General features: G+C 76.0%; 15 protein-coding genes and 1 pseudogene. 8 read left to right on the top strand and 8 right to left on the bottom strand.

What is annotated here, in order from left to right:
- Window positions 1–71: 71 nt before the first annotated feature.
- The gene (locus EF903_RS08010; RefSeq protein ID WP_125542319.1) at window positions 72–860 is read left to right on the top strand and encodes a metal-dependent hydrolase; all 789 of its coding nucleotides are present in this window, start codon (window positions 72–74) and stop codon (window positions 858–860) included.
- Window positions 861–973: 113 nt separating this feature from the next.
- Here the strand turns inward: EF903_RS08010 and EF903_RS08005 are convergent, their stop codons facing one another.
- The 4 genes from EF903_RS08005 to EF903_RS07990 all read right to left on the bottom strand — a co-directional run bounded on the left by EF903_RS08005 (window position 974) and on the right by EF903_RS07990 (window position 8,218).
- Entirely contained in the window at window positions 974–2,755 is a 1,782-nt protein-coding gene (locus EF903_RS08005) for an ABC transporter ATP-binding protein (RefSeq protein ID WP_125542317.1), read from the bottom strand.
- Window positions 2,752–4,614, bottom strand: a complete 1,863-nt coding sequence (locus tag EF903_RS08000) for an ABC transporter ATP-binding protein (RefSeq protein ID WP_125542316.1) — start codon at window positions 4,612–4,614, stop codon at window positions 2,752–2,754. Before EF903_RS08000 ends, EF903_RS08005 begins: the two co-directional genes overlap by 4 nt.
- A 186-nt stretch (window positions 4,615–4,800) precedes the next feature.
- Window positions 4,801–7,737: an FAD-binding and (Fe-S)-binding domain-containing protein gene (locus tag EF903_RS07995; protein WP_125542314.1), complete on the bottom strand. Its 2,937-nt coding sequence runs from the start codon at window positions 7,735–7,737 to the stop codon at window positions 4,801–4,803.
- A 19-nt stretch (window positions 7,738–7,756) separates the two neighbouring features.
- Window positions 7,757–8,218: a MarR family winged helix-turn-helix transcriptional regulator gene (locus EF903_RS07990; protein ID WP_125542313.1), complete on the bottom strand. Its 462-nt coding sequence runs from the start codon at window positions 8,216–8,218 to the stop codon at window positions 7,757–7,759.
- An 87-nt stretch (window positions 8,219–8,305) separates the two neighbouring features.
- Here EF903_RS07990 and EF903_RS07985 point away from each other — a divergent pair, with 87 nt between their 5' ends.
- On the top strand, window positions 8,306–10,219 hold the full coding sequence (locus EF903_RS07985) for an ABC transporter ATP-binding protein (protein WP_125542311.1): 1,914 nt from the start codon (window positions 8,306–8,308) through the stop codon (window positions 10,217–10,219).
- A gap of 63 nt (window positions 10,220–10,282) precedes the next feature.
- The gene (mltG, locus tag EF903_RS07980; protein ID WP_125542309.1) at window positions 10,283–11,167 is read left to right on the top strand and encodes an endolytic transglycosylase MltG; all 885 of its coding nucleotides are present in this window, start codon (window positions 10,283–10,285) and stop codon (window positions 11,165–11,167) included.
- Between the two features lie 22 nt (window positions 11,168–11,189).
- On the opposite strand, the gene EF903_RS07975 is transcribed toward mltG, so the two are convergent.
- The 3 genes from EF903_RS07975 to EF903_RS07965 form a co-directional block, all read right to left on the bottom strand.
- Window positions 11,190–12,314: an FAD-dependent oxidoreductase gene (locus EF903_RS07975; RefSeq protein ID WP_125542332.1), complete on the bottom strand. Its 1,125-nt coding sequence runs from the start codon at window positions 12,312–12,314 to the stop codon at window positions 11,190–11,192.
- Between the two features lie 66 nt (window positions 12,315–12,380).
- A complete protein-coding gene (locus tag EF903_RS07970) occupies window positions 12,381–13,736 on the bottom strand; it encodes a cytochrome P450 (RefSeq protein ID WP_125542307.1) in 1,356 nt (451 codons plus the stop codon).
- Between the two features lie 109 nt (window positions 13,737–13,845).
- Window positions 13,846–14,325, bottom strand: coding sequence for an Lrp/AsnC family transcriptional regulator (locus tag EF903_RS07965; protein WP_125542305.1), 480 nt, complete (start codon window positions 14,323–14,325; stop codon window positions 13,846–13,848).
- 156 nt (window positions 14,326–14,481) lie between these two features.
- Here EF903_RS07965 and EF903_RS07960 point away from each other — a divergent pair, with 156 nt between their 5' ends.
- From EF903_RS07960 to EF903_RS07950, 3 genes are read left to right on the top strand one after another with little or no spacing between them, the layout of a single operon-like run.
- A complete protein-coding gene (locus EF903_RS07960; protein ID WP_125542303.1) occupies window positions 14,482–16,095 on the top strand; it encodes an SDR family oxidoreductase in 1,614 nt (537 codons plus the stop codon).
- Window positions 16,092–17,465 carry a deoxyribodipyrimidine photo-lyase gene (locus tag EF903_RS07955; RefSeq protein ID WP_125542301.1) on the top strand — a complete coding sequence of 458 codons (1,374 nt, stop codon included), beginning with the start codon at window positions 16,092–16,094 and terminating at the stop codon, window positions 17,463–17,465. The genes EF903_RS07960 and EF903_RS07955 overlap by 4 nt, the downstream gene beginning before the upstream one ends.
- A 25-nt stretch (window positions 17,466–17,490) precedes the next feature.
- Window positions 17,491–18,567: a MerR family transcriptional regulator gene (locus EF903_RS07950; protein WP_125542299.1), complete on the top strand. Its 1,077-nt coding sequence runs from the start codon at window positions 17,491–17,493 to the stop codon at window positions 18,565–18,567.
- On the opposite strand, the gene EF903_RS07945 is transcribed toward EF903_RS07950, so the two are convergent.
- Complete coding sequence (locus EF903_RS07945; RefSeq protein ID WP_260614944.1) at window positions 18,494–19,066, bottom strand: RNA polymerase sigma factor; 573 nt, start codon at window positions 19,064–19,066, stop codon at window positions 18,494–18,496. The two genes, EF903_RS07950 and EF903_RS07945, sit on opposite strands and share 74 nt — an antisense overlap.
- Before the next feature lie 136 nt (window positions 19,067–19,202).
- Between EF903_RS07945 and EF903_RS07940 the strand changes: the two genes are divergently transcribed.
- Together EF903_RS07940 and EF903_RS07935 are read left to right on the top strand one after the other, a co-directional pair.
- Window positions 19,203–19,796 (top strand): histidine phosphatase family protein, encoded by a 594-nt coding sequence (locus tag EF903_RS07940; protein WP_125542295.1) that lies wholly within the window; start codon window positions 19,203–19,205, stop codon window positions 19,794–19,796.
- A gap of 268 nt (window positions 19,797–20,064) precedes the next feature.
- Window positions 20,065–20,555, top strand: a pseudogene (locus EF903_RS07935) (FUSC family protein); the annotation flags it as partial.

Raw genomic sequence — 20,555 nt, 5'->3', positions numbered from 1 at the left:
TGAGCCGTCGATCGGGACCGCGCGAGGCGTCGGGGGCCCGCGGGCACACGACCTGGGGTGGGGTAACGAGCATGATGGGTCCGGCGCACTCGCTGTCCGGGGCGGCCGCCTGGCTGGGGGTGGGCGCGGCCACCGCGGCCGCCGGGCACCCGATGCCCTGGCCGGTCCTCGTCGTCGGCGCGCTGATCTGCGCCGGCGCCGCCCTCGCGCCCGACCTCGACCACAAGTCCGCGACGATCTCGCGGGCATTCGGCCCGCTGTCCCGCGGCCTGTGCGAGGTCGTCGACAAGCTCTCGTACTCCGTCTACAAGTCCACCCGCTCCCGCAAGGACGCCCGCCGCTCCGGAGGCCACCGCACCCTGACCCACACCTGGCTGTGGGCGGTGCTGATCGGCGCCGGCTCCTCCGTCCTGGCCGCCGCCACCGACCGGTGGGGCGTCCTCGTCCTGCTCTTCGTCCACCTGGTGCTGGCCGTGGAGGGCCTGCTGTGGCGGGCGGCCAGAATGTCCAGCGACATCCTCGTCTGGCTGCTCGGCGCGACGAGCGCCTGGATCCTCGCCGGCGTCCTGGACCAGCCCGGCAACGGCGCCGACTGGCTGTTCGGCCCCGAGTACGCCTACGTGTGGCTGGGCCTGCCCGTCGTCCTCGGCGCCCTCGTCCACGACATCGGCGACGCCCTGACGGTGTCCGGCTGCCCGATCCTGTGGCCGCTGCCCATCGCCGGGAAGCGCTGGTACCCCGTCGGGCCGCCCAAGGGGATGCGCTTCCGGGCCGGCAGCTGGGTGGAGCTGAAGGTGCTCATGCCCGCGTTCATGCTGCTCGGCGGCTTCGGCGGAGCCTCCGCCCTCGGGTTCATCTGACCCGCGCCGGCCCGCAGCCGGACCCGCACGGACCCGCGCCGGCCCGCAGCCGGACCCGCACGGGCCCGCGCCGGCCCGCCCGGGCGTCCCGCGGAGGCCGCGGGGCACCCGGGTCACCCGTGCCAGGAGCGCCACAGCGCCGCGTACGCGCCCCCGGCCGCGACCAGCTCGTCGTGCGAGCCGAGTTCGCTGATCCGCCCGGCCTCGACGACCGCGATCACGTCGGCGTCGTGCGCCGTGTGCAGCCGGTGGGCGATCGCGATCACCGTCCGCCCGTCCAGCACCCGGGCCAGCGAGCGCTCCAGGTGCCGGGCCGCACGCGGGTCCAGCAGCGACGTCGCCTCGTCCAGTACCAGGGTGTGCGGGTCCGCGAGCACCAGCCGGGCCAGCGCCACCTGCTGCGCCTGCGCCGGCGTGAGCGTTGTGTCGCCCGAGCCGACCCGGGTGTCGAGCCCGTCGCCCAGGGCCCGCGCCCAGCCGTCCGCGTCGACCGCGCCCAGCGCGGCCCACAGCTCGGCGTCCTCGGCGTGCGCCCGGGCGAGCCGCAGGTTGTCCCGCAGCGAGCCCGTGAACACGTGGTGCTCCTGGTTCACGAGGGCCACGTGCTCGCGGACCCGCTCGGCCGGCATCCGCGACAGCTGCGCGCCGCCGAGGGTCACCTCGCCGGTCCGCGGCGCGTAGATGCCCGCGAGCAGCCGCCCGAGGGTGGACTTGCCCGCCCCCGACGGGCCGACCAGCGCCACCCGGGTGCCCGGCGGCACCGCCATCGACACCTGGTGCAGCACGTCCACGCCCTCCCGGTAGCCGAACCGGACGCGCTCGGCGCGGACGTCCCGCCCCTGCGGGCGGACGGCGGCGTCGCCCGCGTCCGGCTCGATCTCCCGCACGCCCACCAGGCGGGCGAGCGACACCTGGGCGACCTGGAGCTCGTCGTACCAGCGCAGGATCAGCCCGATCGGATCGACCATCATCTGCGCGAGCAGCGCACCCGTCGTCAGCTGCCCCACCGACAGCCAGCCCTGCAGCACGCAGTAGCCGCCGAACAGCAGCACCGACCCGAGGATCGTCACGTAGGTGATGTTGACGACGGGGAAGAGGACCGTCCGCAGGAAGAGGGTGTACCGCTCCCACGCCGTCCACTCCCTGATCCGCCGCTCCGACAGGGCGATCCGCGCCGGGCCGAGGCGGTGCGCCTCGACCGTGCGACCGGCGTCCACCGTCTCCGTCAGCACCGCCGCTACCGCCGCGTATCCGGCGGCCTCCGAGCGGTACGCCGACGGGGCCCGCCGGAAGTACCAGCGGCAGCCGGCCACCAGCACCGGCAGGGCCACCAGCGCGGCCGGCGCGAGCGGCGGAGCGGTCACCGTCAGGGCCCCGAAGAGCAGGCTGACCCAGACCACGCCGATGGCCAGCTGCGGCACGGCCTCCCGCATCGCGTTCGCCAGCCGGTCGATGTCGGTGGTGATGCGCGACAGCAGGTCGCCGGTGCCGGCCCGCTCCAGCACACCGGGCGGCAGCCCCACCGACCGGACCAGGAAGTCCTCCCTGAGGTCGGCGAGCATCTCCTCGCCCAGCATCGCCCCCCGAAGCCGGACGAGCCGCACGAACACCGTCTGCACCGCGAGCGCCGCCGCGAACAGCAGCGCCGTCCGCTCCAGGTGCAGCTCGCGCGATCCCGCCGCGAGCCCGTCCACGACCCGGCCCAGCAGGTACGGGCCCACCATGGAAGCGGTCACCGCGACCGCGTTGACCCCCACCAGGACGCCGAACGCCCTCCGGTGCCGCCGCAGCAGCCCCCGCACGTACGCCCGTACGGTCGCCGGCGAGCCCACGGGCAGGGTGGCGGCCGATTCCGGGGCCGCGGGGTCGTACGCCGGCGGCGCCAGCCCGATCATGCCGATTCCTCGATCCCTGTGAGTTCGTTCCCGAGCCGGGCCGGCCCGAGGCGGGCGACGCGCTGCTCCTCTTCCGTCTCCCGGGTGACGACGGCCCGGTAGCGCGGCTCGCGGCGCAGCAGCTCGCGGTGGGTGCCGGCCGCGGCCACCGTGCCGCCGTCGACCAGCACGACGTGGTCGGCGCGGTCCAGCAGCAGCGGCGAGGAGGCCAGCACCACGGTCGTCCGGCCGGCCCGCAGGGCGGCGATCCCCTCCGCAACGCGGGCCTCGGTGTGCGAGTCGACCGCCGAGGTCGGCTCGTCCAGGACCAGCACCTCCGGGTCGGCGGCCAGGGACCGGGCGAGGGCCAGCCGCTGGCGCTGCCCGCCCGACAGGGACCGGCCGCGCTCGGTGATCCGGGCGTCCATCGGGTCCTCCACCCCGTCGGGGGCCGCCTGGAGCAGGGCGTCCAGGACGTCCCCGCAGTGTGCGGCGGCGAGGGCGGCCGACGGCTCCACCTTCCCCGAGGAGGGGACGTCGAACAGCTCCCGAAGCGTCCCCGACAGCAGCACCGGGTCCTTGTCCTGGACGAGCACCAGCCGGCGCGCGGTGTCCAGCGGCAGCCCGTCCAGGGCGACCCCGCCCAGCAGCACCGGGACTCCGCCGGAGGCGTCGCCGTCCTCCCCGCCGGCGTCCGCGCGGTGCCCTCCGAGCCGCTCCGCCAGCCGGCCCGCGGCGTCGGGGTCGCCGCACACCACCGCGGTGAGCCGGCCCGCGGGGGCCACGAGGCCGGTGGCCGGGTCGTGGAGGTCGCCGACCGGATCAGGGCTCCCCTCGCCCTGCCGTCCGGCGCCTTCCCGCCCGGCGTCCGCCGGGCCGGGGCCGGTGCGCGTCAGGGACAGGACCCGGGCGGCCCGCTGGGCGGAGGGGCGGGAGAAGGAGTACGCCATCGCGATCTCCTCCACGCTCCGCAGCGGGTAGAGCATCGTGGCCACCGCACTGAACGCGGCCACGAGCTCGCCCACCTCCAGCCGCCCCTCCTGGACGAGCGAGGCCCCGTACCAGACCACCGTGACCAGCAGGACGCCGGGGAGCAGCACCTGGACCGCCGCGATGAGCGCCCACATGCCCGCGCTGCGCACGGCTGCCGCGCGGACCTGCTGCGATGCCTCGCGGTAGCGGCCGAGGAACAGCTCCTCGCCGCCGATGCCGCGCAGTACGCGCAGGCCGGCGACGGTGTCGGAGGCCAGTTCGGTCGCCTTGCCGGCCTTGTCGCGCTGGACGTCGGCGCGCCGGGTGGCGTGCGGCAGCAGCGGCAGGACGGACAGGGCGAGCACCGGCACCCCGACGGCGACGACCACGCCGATCGACGGGGCGAGGAAGAGCAGCCCGACGCAGATCGCGACGATGGCGCAGGCGGCCGCCAGGAACCGGGAGACGGCCTCGACGAACCAGCCGATCTTCTCCACGTCGCCCGTCGACACCGCCACGACCTCGCCGGCGGCCACCCGCCGGGTCAGGGCGGAGCCCAGTTCCGCCGTCTTGCGGGCCAGCAGCTGCTGCACCCGCGCGGCCGCGGTGATCCAGTTGGTGACGGCCGTGCGGTGGAGCATGGCGTCGCCGACGGAGATCGCCACGCCGGTCAGCAGCAGCAGCGCGCCGGCCCGGAGCAGCCCGGCGCCGTCGTGCTCGACGACCGCGCCGACGCCCGAGCCGACCGAGTAGGGCAGCCCGGCGATGCCGCCGAAGTGGACCAGGCCCCAGCACAGGCTCCTGGCCTGCCCGCCGAGCTGGCCGCGCCCCAGCCACAGCAGGAAGCGCGGACCGGAGCGGGCGTCGGGCACTCCGGGGTCCGGATACGGAAGGTCGCTGATCTGCATGACGCCCCATGACTGGTCGAGGAGTTCAAACCGTGCAAGGTTCGCCTCGCGCGGCCTTCCGGGGCAATCGATTTTGCGTCGGCCAGAGCCTCACCCGTGGTGCAGTGCACCGGCGCTGCGCCGGCGCGTTCCCGCAGGCCCTGCACGGTCCCGGTGGCCTTGCGGCCGGGGTCCGCGCAGGTCGGGTCAGGGGCGCGTCGCGCGCTCCAGCTCGATCAGAACCGAGCGGTAGGAGCGGCCGGTGGCCCGCTCCATCCCCACCTCGCACATCCGGTTCGCGGACAGGTGGGCGTCGAACGCGCGGGCCCCCACCTCCTGTGCCTCGCGCGCCGTCGCGGCCGCGGTCAGCTCCGGGTGGAGCATCCCCCGGTCGCCGGCGAAACCGCAGCAGCCCGCGTCGGCCGGGACGACCACCTCCGCGGCGCAGGCGGCGGCCACCTCCCTCAGGTGCCCGTCCGTGCCGAGCCGGTTCATGGAGCAGACGGGGTGCAGCACGGCCGAGTCGGCCGTGCGCAGGATCCGTAGGCCGGGCAGCAGCTCGCGCGCCGCCCAGGTGACCGAGTCCACGACCGTGAGCTCCGCGTGCAGCGCCCGGTTCCCGTCGGTCAGGTACGGGAGGACCTCCTGCGCGATGCCGAGCGTGCAGGAGGAGGCGTCCACGACGAGGGGGAGCAGCCCGCCGGCCGTCCAGCCCCAGGCCGCCTCCACGATCCGGTTGGCCATCACGCGGTTGCCGGCCTCGTAGCCCTTCGAGTGCCAGATCGTCGCGCAGCAGGTGCCCGCCGCGTCCCCGGGGATCCACACCGGCTTGCCCGCCCGTTCGGACACGGCGACCAGTGCCTCCTGGACCGAGGGGCCCGGATCGCCCGGCGCGCCGCCAAAAATGCGGTTGACGCACGACGGGTAGTAGACGGCGGCAGCCCCGCTGCGGCGCGTCGCCGGAGGCGTGCGGGCCGCCGCCCCGGGCAGCTGCGGCAGCCAGGCGGGCACCAGGTCGGGCCGTACGAGCCGCCGCGCCCCCCTGGTCGCCGCGGCCGGGAGCCGGCCCCCGGTGGCGCCGGCGGCAGCGCCGGCGGCGGCCGCGGCGAGCCGCGCCGCGGCCTCGACGGCGCGGAAGCCGCGGGCGGCGAGTTCCGCCGCCCGCTCCTCCAGGGGGCCGTGCCGGCGGCTGCGGAATTCCTTCATCAGCGCGCCCGTGTCGATGCCGACGGGGCAGGCCGACTTGCACGCGGAGTCGCCCGCGCAGGTGTCGACGGCGTCGTACCCGTACGCGTCGAGCAGGGCCTCCTGCACGGGGGATCCGGGCGGCTGGCGGACCATCTCCCGGCGCAGCACGATGCGCTGGCGGGGAGTGGTCGTCAGGTCGGAGCTGGGGCAGGCGGGTTCGCAGAACCCGCACTCGATGCAGGGGTCGGCCGCGGCCTCGATCCGCGGAATCGTCTTCAGTCCGCGCAGGTGCGCCCCGGGGTCGCGGTCGAGGAGGACGCCGGGGGCGAGGACGCCCTCCGGGTCGACGAGCCGCTTGATGCGCCACATCAGCGCGGTCGCGGCGGGGCCCCACTCCAGCTCCAGGAACGGCGCCATGTTGCGGCCCGTGGAGTGCTCGGCCTTCAGCGAGCCGTCGAAGCGCTCCACCACGAGCCGGCAGAAGGCGTCCATGAACGCGCCGTACCGCGCCACGTCGGCCGGCCGGGCCGCGTCGAAGGCGAGGAGGAAGTGCAGGTTGCCGTGGGCGGCGTGGCCGGCGACGGCCGTGTCGAAGCCGTGCTCCGCCTGGAGGTCCAGCAGTGCCGCGCAGGCCTCGGCGAGCCGGGCCGGCGGCACGGCGAAGTCCTCGGTGACCAGGGTGGTGCCCGGCGGGCGGGCTCCGCCGACCGCGGTGACGAAGGCCTTCCGGGCCTTCCAGAACCCGGCGACGACCGCCGGGTCGCGGGTGAAGGCGCCCGCGGCCGAGGGCACGGGGGCGGCGAGGTCCAGCCCTGCCACGATGCCGGCGGCCCGGTGCTCGCACTCCGCCAGCGCGGCCGCATCCGGGGCGCGGAACTCCACCAGGAGGGCGGTGGTGTCCTTCGGCAGGCCGGCCCAGCCGGCGGGGGCCCCGGCGGTGCCGGCGCAGGCGCGCAGGGTGTTGCCGTCCATCAGCTCGACGGCGGCGGCCCCTGCGCCGTTGAACAGCGGGACGGCCGCCGCCGCGGCCGGCAGTGAGGGGAAGAACAGCAGGGCGGCGGCGGCCGCGCGGTGCAGCGGCAGGGTGTCGAAGACGAGCTCGGCGAGGAAGCCGAGGGTGCCCTCCGAGCCGACCATGAGGCCGCGCAGGATCTCCACCGGGGTGGTGCCGTCCAGGAAGGCGTCGAGGCGGTAGCCGGTGGTGTTCTTGATCTCGTACTTGGCCCGGATGCGGGAGGCCAGCGCCGGATCGGCCTCGATCTCCCGTTTGACCTCGATCAGCCCCCGGCACAGCGCGGGTTCCGCGCGGGCCAGCTCCTCGTCGGCGAGGGGGTCGGCGGTGTCGACTACGGTGCCGCTCGGCAGGACGAACGTGAGCGAGGACAGGGTGCGGTAGGCGTTGCGCGCCGTCCCGGCCGTCATGCCGGAGGCGTTGTTGGCGACGACCCCGCCCACCGTGCAGGCCGCCGCGCTGGCCGGGTCGGGGCCGAGGACGCGCCCGTACCGGGCGAGGGCGGCGTTGGCGCGCGCGACGGTCGTCCCCGGCCGGATCCGGATCCGCCGCCCCTCCTCCAGCACCTCCGCGCCCGCCCAGTGGCGGCGTACGTCGACGAGGACGTCCTCGCCCTGCGCCTGGCCGTTCAGGGACGTGCCGGCGGCGCGGAAGACCACGTCCCGGCCGTGGCCGCGGGCGTAGGACAGCACGGCCGAGACGTCGTCCAGGTCCTCGGCGAGGACGACGGCCTGCGGCACGAACCGGTACGGGGAGGCGTCGGAGGCGTAGCGGACCAGGTCGGACGCCTTCCACAGCACCTTCCGCGCTCCGAGGAGCTCCGTCAGGCCGCCCCGCAGCGGCTCGGGCGTTCCCGCCGCCCGCCGGTCGGGCAGCCGGTCGGGGGAGGGGCCCCGGATGCCGGAGGGGCGCAGGGCCCCGGGCTCGGGTTCCAGCAGCGGCATCGGCGACCCCTCGCTCCCGTCAGCAGTGGCGCCCCCGCGGGGCGTCCGTCAGCGCGTCCAGCAGACCGCCGAGCTGGTCCCGCTGCCCGGCGGTCAACGGGGCCAGGATCTCCTCCGCGGCGTCGGTCCGCGCGCTGCGCAGCCGGCGCAGCGTTTCGCGCCCCGTGTCCGTGAGCTCGATCCGTATGACGCGCCGGTTCGCGGGGTCGGGCGCGCGGCGCACGCAGCCGGCGGCCTCCAGGCCGTCCACCAGCGTCGTCACCGCGCGGGGCACCACTTCGAGGCGGGCGGCGAGGTCCGCCATCCGGGGCGGCAGGTCGCCTTCGGCGTACGAGACCAGGCGCAGCAGCCGGCTCTGCGCGGGGGTGATGCCCAGCGGCTCCAGATGGCGCTTCTGGATCCGGTGCAGGCGCCGGGTCAGCCGCAGCAGCTGCTCGGCGAGGACGCCGTCCGTGCTGTCGGTCTCGGGAGCGGTGCTCATACTGGGAAACAGTACCAGGACCGGGCTCATTGTGAGCCTAGGTAACAATGACCTATGCTCAGTGGGAGTCCCGCCAGAAGGAGGCCCATGCGCCCCGAGGAACCGAACTGGACACCGCCCGAGGAGCCCCTCGACCCGCGCCGCCCCGGCCCGAAGGAGCGCCCGCGCGAACTGCGCCGGATCGTCGGCCTCTTCCGCCCCTACCGCGGCCGTCTCGCCGTGGTCGGCATGCTCGTCTGCGCCTCCTCGCTGGTCGGCGTCGCCTCGCCGTTCCTGCTGCGGGAGATCCTGGACGTCGCCATCCCGCAGGGGCGGACCGGGCTGCTCAGCGTGCTCGCCCTCGGCATGATCCTGACCGCCGTCGTCACCAGCGTCTTCGGCGTCGTCCAGACGTTCGTCTCCACCACGGTCGGCCAGCGCGTCATGCACGACCTGCGCACCGCCGTCTACGCGCGCCTGCAGCGGATGCCGCTGGCCTTCTTCACCCGCACCCGCACCGGCGAGGTGCAGTCCCGCATAGCCAACGACATCGGCGGCATGCAGGCCACCGTCACCTCCACCGCGACCTCGCTCGTCTCCAACCTGACCGCCGTGATCGCGACCGTCGTCGCGATGCTCGCCCTCGACTGGCGGCTCACACTGGTCTCGCTGCTCCTGCTGCCGGTCTTCGTGTGGATCAGCCGCCGCGTCGGCAACGAGCGCAAGCAGGTCACGACGCAGCGGCAGAAGCAGATGGCCGCCATGGCCGCGACCGTCACCGAGTCCCTCTCGGTCAGCGGCATCCTGCTGGGCCGCACCATGGGCCGCGCCGACTCCCTGACCCGCTCCTTCGCCGAGGAGTCGGAGAAGCTCGTCGCGCTCGAAGTGCGGGCCAGCATGGCCGGACGCTGGCGCATGTCGACCATCGGCATCGTCATGGCCGCCATGCCGGCGCTGATCTACTGGGCGGCGGGCATCGCCCTCCAGTCCGGTGCGCCCTCGCTCTCCGTCGGTACGCTCGTGGCCTTCGTGACGCTCCAGCAGGCGCTGTTCCGGCCCGCGGTGAGCCTGCTGTCGACCGGGGTGCAGATACAGACCTCCCTCGCGCTGTTCGCCCGCATCTTCGAGTACCTGGACCTGCCGGTGGAGATCACCGAGCCCGAGCGCCCGGTGCGCCTGGGCCGGGCGCGGGGCGAGGTGCGGCTGGAGGGCGTGGACTTCGCCTACGACGACCGCAGCGGCCCCGCGCTGAAGGGCATCGACCTCACCGTCCCCGCGGGCGGCTCCCTCGCCGTGGTCGGCCCGACCGGCTCCGGCAAGAGCACGCTGAGCTACCTGGTGCCCCGGCTGTACGACGTCACGGGCGGCCGGGTCGCGATCGACGGCGTGGACGTGCGGGACCTCGACTTCGACTCGCTGGCCCGCTCCATAGGCGTGGTCTCCCAGGAGACCTACCTCTTCCACGCCTCGGTCGCGGACAACCTCCGCTTCGCCAAGCCGGACGCCACCGACGAGGAGATCGCCGAGGCGGCGCGCGCCGCCCAGATACACGACCACATCGCGTCCCTCCCCGACGGGTACGACACCCTCGTCGGCGAGCGCGGCTACCGGTTCTCCGGCGGTGAGAAGCAGCGCCTGGCCATCGCCCGGACCATCCTGCGCGACCCGCCCGTGCTCATCCTCGACGAGGCGACGAGCGCCCTCGACACCCGGACGGAGCACGCGGTGCAGCAGGCGATCGACGAGCTCTCGGCGGGCCGGACCACGATCACCATCGCGCACCGCCTCTCGACCGTCCGCGACGCCGACCAGATCGTCGTCCTGGACCAGGGCCGCATCGCCGAGCGCGGCACTCACGACGAACTCATAGCGGCCGGCGGGCGGTACGCGGCCCTGGTGCGGCGGGACCGCGAGACGTCCCGGGCACCCCTGGGGGCGCCCCAGCCCGAGGAGCCCCGCAGAGCCGACGGGTCCGGTGCGTCCGACGGGGAACTCGCCCCCTCCACGCCGGTGAACGTGTGATCGTATGACCGGTGAGGGGGTGTGATGCCGGGAATGCGACGCATGCCGGGTTAGCGTGCCCGCATGCGTCATGAGTACCGTCCGCCACGGCGCCGCTCCCGGCTGACCCGCCGGGGTCGTCTGGCGCTCTTCCTCGGCATGCTGCTCGCCACCGGCGCGCTCATCGCGGTCCCCCTGCTACAGGGCGCCGACGAGACCGCCGAGAAGCCCCGCCACCTCCTGATCCCGGAAGGCCGCCGCGCCCCCCAGGTCTACGCCGACATCGACCGTGTCCTCGGCCTGCCCGCCGGCTCCGCCAAGGCCGCCGCCGCTTCGGCGCGGCTCGACCTGCCCGCGGAGGCGAAGGGAAACCCGGAGGGCTTCCTGTTCCCCGCCACGTACCCGGTCACCTCCCGCACGACCCCCGCCGAACTCCTGACGGCCATGGTCCGCACCGCCAACGAGAAGCTCGCCACCAAGTCCGTCGCCGACGGCGCCCGGGCCCACGGCATGACCCCGTACCAGACGGCCACCCTCGCCAGCATCATCGAGGCCGAGGCCGACTCGGCCGCGGACATGGGCAAGGTCGCCCGGGTCGTGCACAACCGGCTCGCCCGGTCGATGCCGCTCCAGATGGACTCCACCCTGAACTACGCGCTGAACCGGCACACGGTGGACACCAAGCTCAGCGAGACCCGCATCGACAGCCCCTTCAACACCTACCGGCGGCAGGGCCTCCCCCCGACCCCCATCGACAGCCCCGGACTCCAGGCCATGGCCGCGGCGGTCGCGCCCACCCCCGGGAAGTGGCTGTACTTCGTCACCGTCAAACCCGGGGACACGCGCTTCTCGACGACGTACGAGGAGCACCGCAAGCACGTCGCCGAGTTCAACCGGCTCCGCGCCGCCGACGCCGGGACGCGCATGGTGGCCGGCCGCGCCCGGCAGCAGCCCGGACCGCACACCTAGGGCCTGGACGCGGACGCTGCGCTCAGGCGGCCGACGCCGGGACCGGCTCCCCCGTGCGGCCGCCGTCGCCGGCGGTGCCCTCGCGGGCCAGCAGGCGGCGGATCTCCCGGACCGCGGCGCCGCCCGCCCGGTTGGCCCCGACCGTCGACGCCGACGGGCCGTAGCCAACCAGGTGGACCCGCTCGTCCCGGACCGCGCGCGTCCCGTCGAGCCGTATGCCGCCGCCCCGCTCGCGCAGCCGCAGCGGCGCCAGGTGCTCGACCGCCGCCCGGAAACCGGTCGCCCACAGGATCACGTCCGCCTCCAGATGCCGCCCGTCGGCCCAGGCGACACCGGTCGGCGTGATCCGGTCGAACACCGGCTGCCGCTCCAGGACCCCGGAGGCCAGCCCGGCGCGCACGGCCTCGCTCAGGGCGAGCCCGGTCACGCCGACCACGCTCTGCGGGGGCAGGCCGCTCCGTACGCGCTCCTCGACCAGCGCCACCGCGGCCCGCCCCTCGGCCTCCCCGAAGGGCCCCTCGCGGAACACCGGCGGCCGGCGTGTCACCCAGGTGGTCTCCGCGGCCGCCTCCGCGATCTCCAGCAGGTGCTGCACCGCGGAGGTGCCGCCGCCGACCACCACGACCCGGGTCCCGGCGAACGCCTGCGGCCCCGGGTACTGCGCCGTGTGGAGCTGCCGTCCGCGGAAGGACTCCTGGCCGGGGTAGCGCGGCCAGAACGGCCGGTCCCAGGTCCCGGTGGCGCTGACGAGGGCCCGGGCGGACCACGTGCCCGCCGAGGACTCCACGCGAAGCCGCCCATCCCGCCCCTCCCGCACGGCGGTCACGTGCACGGGCCGCCGCACGTCCAGGCCGAACCGCTCCTCGTAGGCGGCGAAATAGGCGCCGATGACCTCGGAGGAGGGGCGCAGCGGGTCGGCGCCCGCCGGCTCCATGCCCGGCAGGGCGTGCAGGCCGTGCACCTTGCCGTAGGTGAGGGAGGGCCAGCGGAACTGCCAGGCCCCGCCGGGGCCCGGCGCGCGGTCCAGTACGACGTGCCCGATCCCGGCCCTGGCGAGGTGGTATGCGGCGGACAGGCCGGCCTGCCCGGCGCCCACGACGACGACGTCCACGTCCCCGCCGGCCGACCCGGCCCGCGCACCGCGCATGATGTCGTTCACCGTTCTGCCAACCGGCGCGCCGGCCGGTATCTTCCCGGCCGGCTCCCGGGCCGGTCAGGTCCGCCGCAGCAGCGCCGGGACCGGCCGCGCGGGCTGGAGCGTCAGCCCGGGGAAGACCGGCACCGGCTCGGGCCCGGTGTCGAGGTGGAAGCGCCGGGCCAGCACCGCCAGCACCAGTGCCGCCTCCACCAGCGCGAACCGCGCCCCGAGGCAGGCCCGCGGCCCGCCGCCGAAGGGGATCCACGCCTGCTCGTCGGCCTGGCCCTCGGCGTCGGCGTCCCACCGCTCCGGCCGGAACGCCTCCGGTTCCGGGAACCACCGGCCGTCGCGGTGCATCGACCAGGGGCTCGTCCACACGGCCGTCCCCGCCGGCACCGCCCGCCCGCCGATCACCGCGCCGTCCCCGGCGACCGCGGAGATCAGCCAGACCGGCGGGTACAGCCGCAGTGCCTCCTTGACCACCTGGCGGGTGAAGGGCAGCCGCTCGTAGTCCTCGTACGCGGGCAGCCGGCCGCCCAGCACCCGGTCGAGCTCCTCCGCCAGCCGCGCCCGCGCCGCGGGCGCCCCCGACAGCAGCTGCCAGGCCCAGGTGAGGGTGGTCGAGGTGGTCTCGTGGCCCCCGATGTACAGGGTGATCGACTCGTCCCGCAGCTCCTTGCGCGTCAGGGGCGCCCCCGTGTCGTCGCGGGCGGCGAGGAGCCGGCTCAGCAGGTCGTCGCGCTCCGTGCCGCCGGCGCGGGCCGCCTCGTGCTCGCGTATGACGTGGTCGATCTCGCGGTCCAGCACGGCGACGGCCTGCCGCAGCCGGCGCCGCCCCGGCGTCTGCACCCACGGCGGCAGGAACAGCGTCACCCCGCGGAACTCCGCGCCGAGCTCCCGCTGGGCCGTGGCCATGGCGGCGCTGATGGGCGCCTCGCGCCCCGCGGCGTCGCTGCCGAACAGGGTGCGCACCGCGATCCGCTGGGTGAGCCCGGCCATCTCCCGGTGCACGTCGATACGATCCCCGTCGGACCAGCCGCGGACGAGCGCGTCCGCGCACTCCACCATCGTCGACGCGTACGAGCGCACCTGGCGGGGCCGCACCGCGGGCTGCACCAGGGCGCGCTTGCGCCGCCACTCCTCCCCGGTCGCCACGACGACGCCGTCCCCGAGGAGCTGGTGGAACGCCCAGCCCAACTCCATCGGCTTGAACGTCTTCTCGACGGAGCCCAGCAGCTCGCCCGCGTGCTCGGGCCGGGAGACCAGCACGTTGCGCTTGGGGCCGAGCGCCCAGGGCACCCAGTCGCCGTGCCCGTCGCGCAGGGACTCGAAGAAGGCCAGGGGGTCGCGGGCGAAGGCCGGCAGGTTGCCCACGAGGGGCCACCGGCGCGGTCCGCGCTCGGTGCCCGGGGGCGTCAGGGTGGCTGTCACGCACGCATCGTGGCAGCGGACGGCCCGCCCCGCCAGATCCCCGCCGGCCCAATCCGGCCCCGTGCGGGGAGGGTTGGGCCGGGACCGCGGTGCCGGCCGGCGGCCCCGGTCAGGGTGTGCGGGCGGCCCGCCCGACCGCCTCCACCAGCGGCAGCAGCCGGTGCGGGACCCGCTCCCGCAGCGCCACCTCCGTACGGGTGCGGACCACGCCCGGGAGGCGGATCAGCCGCTGGATGACGTCCTCCAGGTGCTCGTTGTCGCGGGCCGCGACCCGCGTCAGCAGGTCCCCGCCACCGGTGATCGAGAACGCCTCGATGATCTCGGGAACGGCCGCGAGCGCCTCGCCGACCTCGTCCAGGTGCCCCTGGGTGACCTCGACGTGCACGAACGCCAGCACCGGATGCCCGAGTGCGGCCGGCGACAGCACCGGCCCCGTCCCCGTGATCACACCGGTGCGCTCCAAACGGTCCAGCCTGGCCTGCAGCGTGCCGCGCGCCACCCCGAGGATCCGGGCGTACTCGCGGATGCTGGTACGCGGCTGCTCGATCAGCAGCCGCAGGATGCGGGTGTCGAGTTCGTCCACCGCCATGCGGCGACTGTACCAACGGGCCGCCGCCCGGCCGCGCCCCCCGCCGCGGCCGGTGCATCCGCGCGGACCGGGGCGGCCGAATCCCGTACGGGACCGCGCTGCGGAGGGCTGCCGCGGCGGGGCGGAAGAAGCGGCGGGGACGACGGAAGGAGAACCATGGCCGGCCTGCACTGCCTGGTCACCGGCGCCACCGGCTACATCGGCGGCCGCCTCGTGCCCGAACTCCTCGACGCGGGCCACCGCGTCCGCTGCCTGGCGCGCTCCCCGGAGAAGCTGCGCGACCACCCCTGGGCCGGGCGGGCGGAGACCGTCCGCGGAGACGTGGCCGACGCCGCGTCGGTCGCGGAGGCCATGCGGGGCGTCGACGTCGCCTACTACCTCGTCCACGGGCTGGGCGCCGGATCCGGATTCGAGGACCGCGACCGGGCCGCCGCCCGGATCTTCGCCGACGCCGCCCGCGCGGCCGGCGTCCGCCGCATCGTCTACCTGGGCGGCCTGACCCCCGCGGGCATCCCCGTCGGCGGACTCTCCCCGCACCTGCGCTCCCGCGCCGAGGTCGGCGACATCCTCCTCGACTCGGGGGTCCCCACCACCGTGCTCCGCGCCGCCGTCGTCATCGGCTCCGGCTCGGCGTCGTTCGAGATGCTGCGCTACCTCACCGAGCGGCTGCCGGTCATGGTCACGCCCAGCTGGGTCGGCACCCGCGTCCAGCCGATCGCCGTCCGCGACGTGCTGCGCTACCTCGTCGGCAGCGCCGCCATGCCGCCCGGCGTCAGCCGGGCCTTCGACATCGGCGGGCCCGACGTGGTCACGTACGAGGAGATGATGCACCGCTACGCCGCCGTGGCCCACCTCCCGCCGCGGTTCATCGTGCGGGTGCCGATGCTGACCCCGCGGCTGTCCAGCCACTGGATCGGGCTCGTCACCCCGGTGCCCCGGGCCCTGGCCCGCCCGCTCGCCGAGTCCCTGCGCCACGAGGTCGTCTGCGCCGAGCACGACATCGCCCGCTACGTCCCCGACCCGCCGGGCTCGCCCATCGGCCTCGACGAGGCGCTGGAACTCGCCCTCAAGCAGGTCAAGGAGGCCCGCGTCGCCACCCGGTGGTCCTCCGCCGGCACCCCGGGCGCTCCCAGCGACCCGCTGCCCACCGACCCGGACTGGGCGGGCGGCAGCCTCTACACCGACGCGCGCGAGCGCGACGTGGACGCCTCCCCGGAGGCGCTGTGGCGGGTGGTGGAGGGCATCGGCGGCGAGAACGGCTGGTACTCCTTCCCCCTGGCCTGGGCGGTACGGGGCTGGCTGGACCGGCTCGTCGGCGGCGTCGGGATCCGCCGCGGCCGCCGCGACGCGGACCGGCTGCGGGTGGGGGACTCCCTCGACTTCTGGCGGGTCGAGGAGATCGAGCCGGGCCGGCTGCTGCGGCTGCGCGCGGAGATGCGGCTGCCCGGCCTGGCCTGGCTGGAGATGTACGCCGAGCCGGCCGGCCCCGCCGGAACGCCCGGCGGGGCGAGGGCCCACTACCGCCAGCGCGCCCTGTTCCACCCCCACGGGCTGCTCGGACACCTCTACTGGTGGGGTGTCTCCCCCTTCCACGCCGTCGTCTTCGGCGGGATGGCACGCAACATCGCCCACGCCGCGAGCCGCCTGGAGGCGCAGTCGGCAGCCCCGGCCCGCGCCACCGCATCCGCGGGCGGCGCCCGGGCCGAAGGAGGGGGCGAGGGGAATCCTCCCGGTTCCCCGCACGACCCGGAGCGGAGCCCGAAGCCATGAACGTCGCGGTGGTCCTGTTCACCTCCGACCTGCGCCTGCACGACCACCCGCCGCTGCGCGCCGCCCTGTCGTCCTGCGACCGGGTCGTCCCGCTGTTCGTCCGCGACCGCGCCGTCGACGCCGCCGGCTTCGCCGCGCCCAACCGGCTGGCCTTCCTCGCCGACTGCCTGGCCGGCCTCGACGCCGCCCTCCGGGACCGGGGCGGCCGCCTCGTCCTGCGCTCGGGCGACGTGACCCGCGAGGTATGCGCCCTGGTGAGCGAGTGCGACGCCGACGAGGTCCACATGGCCGCCGGGGTCAGCAACCACGCCCGCGCCCGCGAGGAGCGCCTGCGGGCCGCCCTCGAAGCGGAGGGCCGCCGGCTCTACGTCCACGAGGCGGTCATCACCGCCGCCGCGCCGGGAGCGGTGGTGCCCGCCTCCTCCGACCACTTCGCCGTCTTCACCCCCTACTTCCGGCGCTGGGCCGACCTCCCGCTGCGCCCGCTGCTCGCCGCCCCGCGCACGGTGCCCGTTCCGGACGGGCCCGGCTCGGAGCCGCTGCCCCGCCGCCGGGACGTCGCGGGCGTCTCCCCGGGGCTCGCGACGGGCGGCGAACGCGAGGCGCGGGCCCTCCTGACGCGCTGGCTCCGCAGCGGCGCCGCCCGCTACGAGGAGGTCCACGACGACCTCGCCGCCGACGCCACCTCGCGCCTCTCCCCGCACCTGCACTTCGGCACCCTCTCGCCCACCGAGGCCGTCCAGCGCGCCCGGGCCGCCGGGGGGCCCGGCGCGGACGCCTTCGTCCGCCAGCTGTGCTGGCGCGACTTCCACCACCAGGTGCTGGCCGCCCGCCCCGACTGCGCCTCCCGCGACTACCGGGCGCGCGGAGACCGCTGGCGCACGGGCAGGGACGCGGAGGAGGAGACCGAGGCCTGGAAGGAGGGACGCACCGGCTACCCGGTCGTGGACGCGGCCATGCGCCAGCTGCGCCACGAGGGCTGGATGCACAACCGCGGCCGCCTCCTCGCCGCGAGCTTCCTCACCAAGACCCTGTACGTGGACTGGCGGATCGGCGCCAGGCACTTCCTCGACCTCCTCGTCGACGGCGACCTCGCCAACAACCAGCTCAACTGGCAGTGGGTCGCCGGGACCGGCACCGACACCCGGCCCAACCGGGTCCTCAACCCGGTCCGCCAGGGGCTCCGCTTCGACCCCGAGGGCCGGTACGTGCACCGCTGGGTGCCCGAGCTCGCCCTGCTGCCGGCACCGCAGGTGCACGAGCCGTGGCGGCTCCCGCAGGACGAGCGGGCCCGGTACGACTACCCGGCCCCCGTGATCGGGCTCGCCGACGGGCTCGACCGCTTCCGCCGCGGCCGTGGCTCCGAGTGAACCGCCGAGCCGTATCGTGAGCGAGATGGACGACACGTCCCCCGTACCGCCGGCGCAGCCCGCCCTCCCGCAGGCCGGGGGGCCCGCGGAGGCGCCGCGGGCCGCCCCGCCCGAGGCCGCCCTCAGCACCGGCGCGGTGGCCCGCCGCCTCGGCGTCTCCCCGACGACGGTCCGCTCCTGGGAGCGCCGTTACGCCATCGGCCCGGCCCACCGCGAGGACGGCCGGCACCGCCGCTGGACCCCGCAGGACATCGCCCGCCTGGAGCTGATGTGCAGGCTCACCGCGCAGGGCGTCCCCCCGGCGGAGGCGGCCCGCACCGCGCTCGGCGGTGCCGGCGAGCCGCCCGGTCCTGCCGAGGCGCCGGCTCCCGCTTCGGACGAGGCCCCGGGAGGGCCCGGCGGCGGCCTGCCGCTGGGGCCGGTCCGGCCGGAGTGCCGCGGCCTGTCCCGGGCGGCCGTACGCCTGGACGCGCCGACCGTGGCGGAGCTGCTCGACGCGGCCCTGGCCGAGCACGGCCTCGTCACCGCCTGGGAGGAGGTGATGGCGCCCACCCTGCACGCGGTGGGCCGCAAGTGGGCCACCGCCGGGGAGCGGTATGTGGAGGTTGAGCACCTGCTGTCGTGGCACGTCTCGCAGGCCCTGCACCGGGTCCGGCCGCGGCCCGCACCCCCGCACACCCCGCCCGTCCTCCTCGCCTGCGTTCCCGGCGAGCAGCACACCCTCCCCGTCGAGGCACTGAACGCGGCGCTCGGCGAGCGCGGCATCCCTACCCGCATGTTCGGCGCTGCGCTGCCGGCGGAGGCCCTGCACGACGCCGTGCGGCGCACCGGCCCGCGGGCCGTCGTCCTGTGGGCCCAGTCCCGCGCGACCGCGGACCAGGCGCTCGCCCGGTCCCTGGCCCGCATCGAGTGGGGGCTCCGGGGCGCGCGCACGCAGTCGGCGCTGCTGCTCGCCGGCCCGGGCTGGGGCGCGGGCGCACCCGTGCCGGGCTCGGTGCGGCTGCACGGGTTGCGCTCCGCCGTCGCCGTCATCGCAGCGCAGGCGCCGCCTCCGGCAGGGAGCGCCGCAGCTGGTGCAGCGCCCGGCGCATATGGCTCTTGACCGTCCCCAGCGGCAGCCCCGTGCGGTCGGCGATCTGCACCTGCGTCAAGTCGCCGTAGAACGCCAGCCGCACCACCCGCTGCTGCGCCGACGGCAGCCGGGACAGCTCCCCGAGGACCACCAGCCGGTCCACCGCCTGCTCCGCGACGGGCCGCGGCGCGCCTGACCCGCTGCCCGGGTCCGGCGCCACCCGTGCGGCGGCGGCCGCCGCACGGGCCCGCCGGGTCCGCGCCTCCAGGGCGTCCGCCACCTTGTGGCGGGTGATGCCCGTCAGCCACGCCCCCAGCCCTCCGGGTCCCGGCCGGTAGCGGTGCCGCCCGCGCCAGGCCGCGAGGAACACCTGCTGCGTGACGTCCTCCGCCTCGCGCTCGTCGCCCAGGCTCCGCTGGGCCAGGGCGTGGACCAGGGGCCGCCAGCGCCGGTAGACGGCCTCCATGCACCCCTCGTCACCGGCCGCGAAACCGGTGGCCAACCGCTCGTCGTGCTCCGCTGCATCCATGGACAGAGCCTCTCGGCAGGCGGCCGCGCAAGCCACTTGCATCGTTTCCGCAGCGAATGCGGCGGACCTTGTCTCCTCTGGGAGCCCGCCCCGCGGCGCCGGGCCTGCAGCCCTGCGACCCGCTATCGTCCGGAGGGTGAGCGACCTGCTGCTGGTGAGGCACGGCGAGACCGAGTGGAGCGCCTCCGGGCGCCACACGGGGCGCACCGACATCCCCCTGACCGCCGCGGGCGAGGAGCAGGCCGCCTCGCTCGCCCCCTGCTTCCGCGATCTGAGCACGGCCCTGGTGCTGGTCAGCCCGCTGCGCAGGGCCGTCGCCACCGCGGAGCTCGCCGGCCTGGCGGCGGCTGCCACCGACCCCGACCTGTGCGAGTGGGACTACGGCGGCTACGAGGGCGTCACGACGGCCGACATCCACCGCACCCGGCCGCACTGGTCGCTGTGGACCGACGGGGTCCCGCCCGGCGCCGACGGCCGCCCCGGCGAGGACGCCTCCGGCGTCGGCGCCCGCGCCGACCGGGTCCTGGCCCGCGTCGCGCCCGTCCTGGCCGACGACCGCGGGCCCGCCGTCCTCGTCGCCCACAGCCACTTCCTGCGCGTGCTCACCGCCCGCTACCTCGGCCTGCCGCCGCAGGACGGCCGCCTCTTCCTGCTGCGCACCGCAACCGTCAGCGCGCTCTCCACCGAGCACGGCCTCCCCGTGATCGCCGCCTGGAACACCCGCCCCTGAGGCTGGTCCGTTGGCCCGGTAGTGGCCCGTCCGGGCCCTCCCGGACCAGGCCATTGGCCCAGTGATCAGGGGTCGGGTTGAGCCAACGGGCCTCCGGATGGTTATCTGTGGCCTATCCATGTACTCAGGCGCCGCGCGGCGCCGGGCGGCAACGAGGCCGGTCCCGGAGCGCGGTGCCTTCGCCGTGTCCGCCCGCCCACCACCCCCGGGCCGGCCGCCGGACCGGCGCGCACCACCTTGAGGGGGGCGGCACACCGCCGTGAAGAGGATGTTCACTGCTCCGGATCCGGGGCGTCTGAGACTGCGCAACTCGCTGCGCGCCGTGATCGGCGTCTGCCTGGCCGTGGCCGCGGCCGAGCTGGCGGGGCTCTCCCTCACCGCCTCCATCACCGGCGGCCTCGCGGCGCTGCTGGCCCTGTTCACCGTCCTCGACGCGAGCGTCCGCGCCCAGCGTGTGACGACCGCCCTGCTGCCCGTCGCCGGCTTCCCCGTCCTGGCCCTGGCCACCACGCTGCACGGCATGCCGGCCGTCCGCGACGCGGCCTTCCTCGCCGTCGTCCTCGCCGGGGTCTACGCCCGCCGGTGGGGGCCGCGCGGGCACGCCCTCGGCATCTTCGCGTTCATGATGTTCTTCGTCACGCAGTTCCTGCACGCGCTGCCCGCGCAGCTGCCCGAGCTGTACGCGGCCGTCGGGCTCGCGCTGCTCGCCGCCGGCGCCGTTCGCTTCCTGCTGTGGCCGATCGAGCGGCGCACCCCGCC

This window comes from Streptomyces sp. WAC05292, from assembly GCF_003949955.1.
Lineage (GTDB): Bacteria > Actinomycetota > Actinomycetes > Streptomycetales > Streptomycetaceae > Streptomyces > Streptomyces globosus.
This window is presented reverse-complemented; position numbering and strand designations above follow the sequence as displayed.

Coding starts and splice junctions, on each gene's coding strand:
- EF903_RS07965 (WP_125542305.1), bottom strand. CDS start 14,325: ATGGCGGTGGACGAACTCGACACCCGCATCCTGCGGCTGCTGATCGAG.
- EF903_RS08000 (WP_125542316.1), bottom strand. CDS start 4,614: ATGCAGATCAGCGACCTTCCGTATCCGGACCCCGGAGTGCCCGACGCC.
- EF903_RS07955 (WP_125542301.1), top strand. CDS start 16,092: ATGAACGTCGCGGTGGTCCTGTTCACCTCCGACCTGCGCCTGCACGAC.
- mltG (WP_125542309.1), top strand. CDS start 10,283: ATGCGTCATGAGTACCGTCCGCCACGGCGCCGCTCCCGGCTGACCCGC.
- EF903_RS07975 (WP_125542332.1), bottom strand. CDS start 12,314: ATGCGCGGTGCGCGGGCCGGGTCGGCCGGCGGGGACGTGGACGTCGTC.
- EF903_RS08005 (WP_125542317.1), bottom strand. CDS start 2,755: ATGATCGGGCTGGCGCCGCCGGCGTACGACCCCGCGGCCCCGGAATCG.
- EF903_RS07945 (WP_260614944.1), bottom strand. CDS start 19,066: ATGGATGCAGCGGAGCACGACGAGCGGTTGGCCACCGGTTTCGCGGCC.
- EF903_RS07950 (WP_125542299.1), top strand. CDS start 17,491: ATGGACGACACGTCCCCCGTACCGCCGGCGCAGCCCGCCCTCCCGCAG.
- EF903_RS07995 (WP_125542314.1), bottom strand. CDS start 7,737: ATGCCGCTGCTGGAACCCGAGCCCGGGGCCCTGCGCCCCTCCGGCATC.
- EF903_RS07990 (WP_125542313.1), bottom strand. CDS start 8,218: ATGAGCACCGCTCCCGAGACCGACAGCACGGACGGCGTCCTCGCCGAG.
- EF903_RS07985 (WP_125542311.1), top strand. CDS start 8,306: ATGCGCCCCGAGGAACCGAACTGGACACCGCCCGAGGAGCCCCTCGAC.
- EF903_RS07960 (WP_125542303.1), top strand. CDS start 14,482: ATGGCCGGCCTGCACTGCCTGGTCACCGGCGCCACCGGCTACATCGGC.
- EF903_RS08010 (WP_125542319.1), top strand. CDS start 72: ATGATGGGTCCGGCGCACTCGCTGTCCGGGGCGGCCGCCTGGCTGGGG.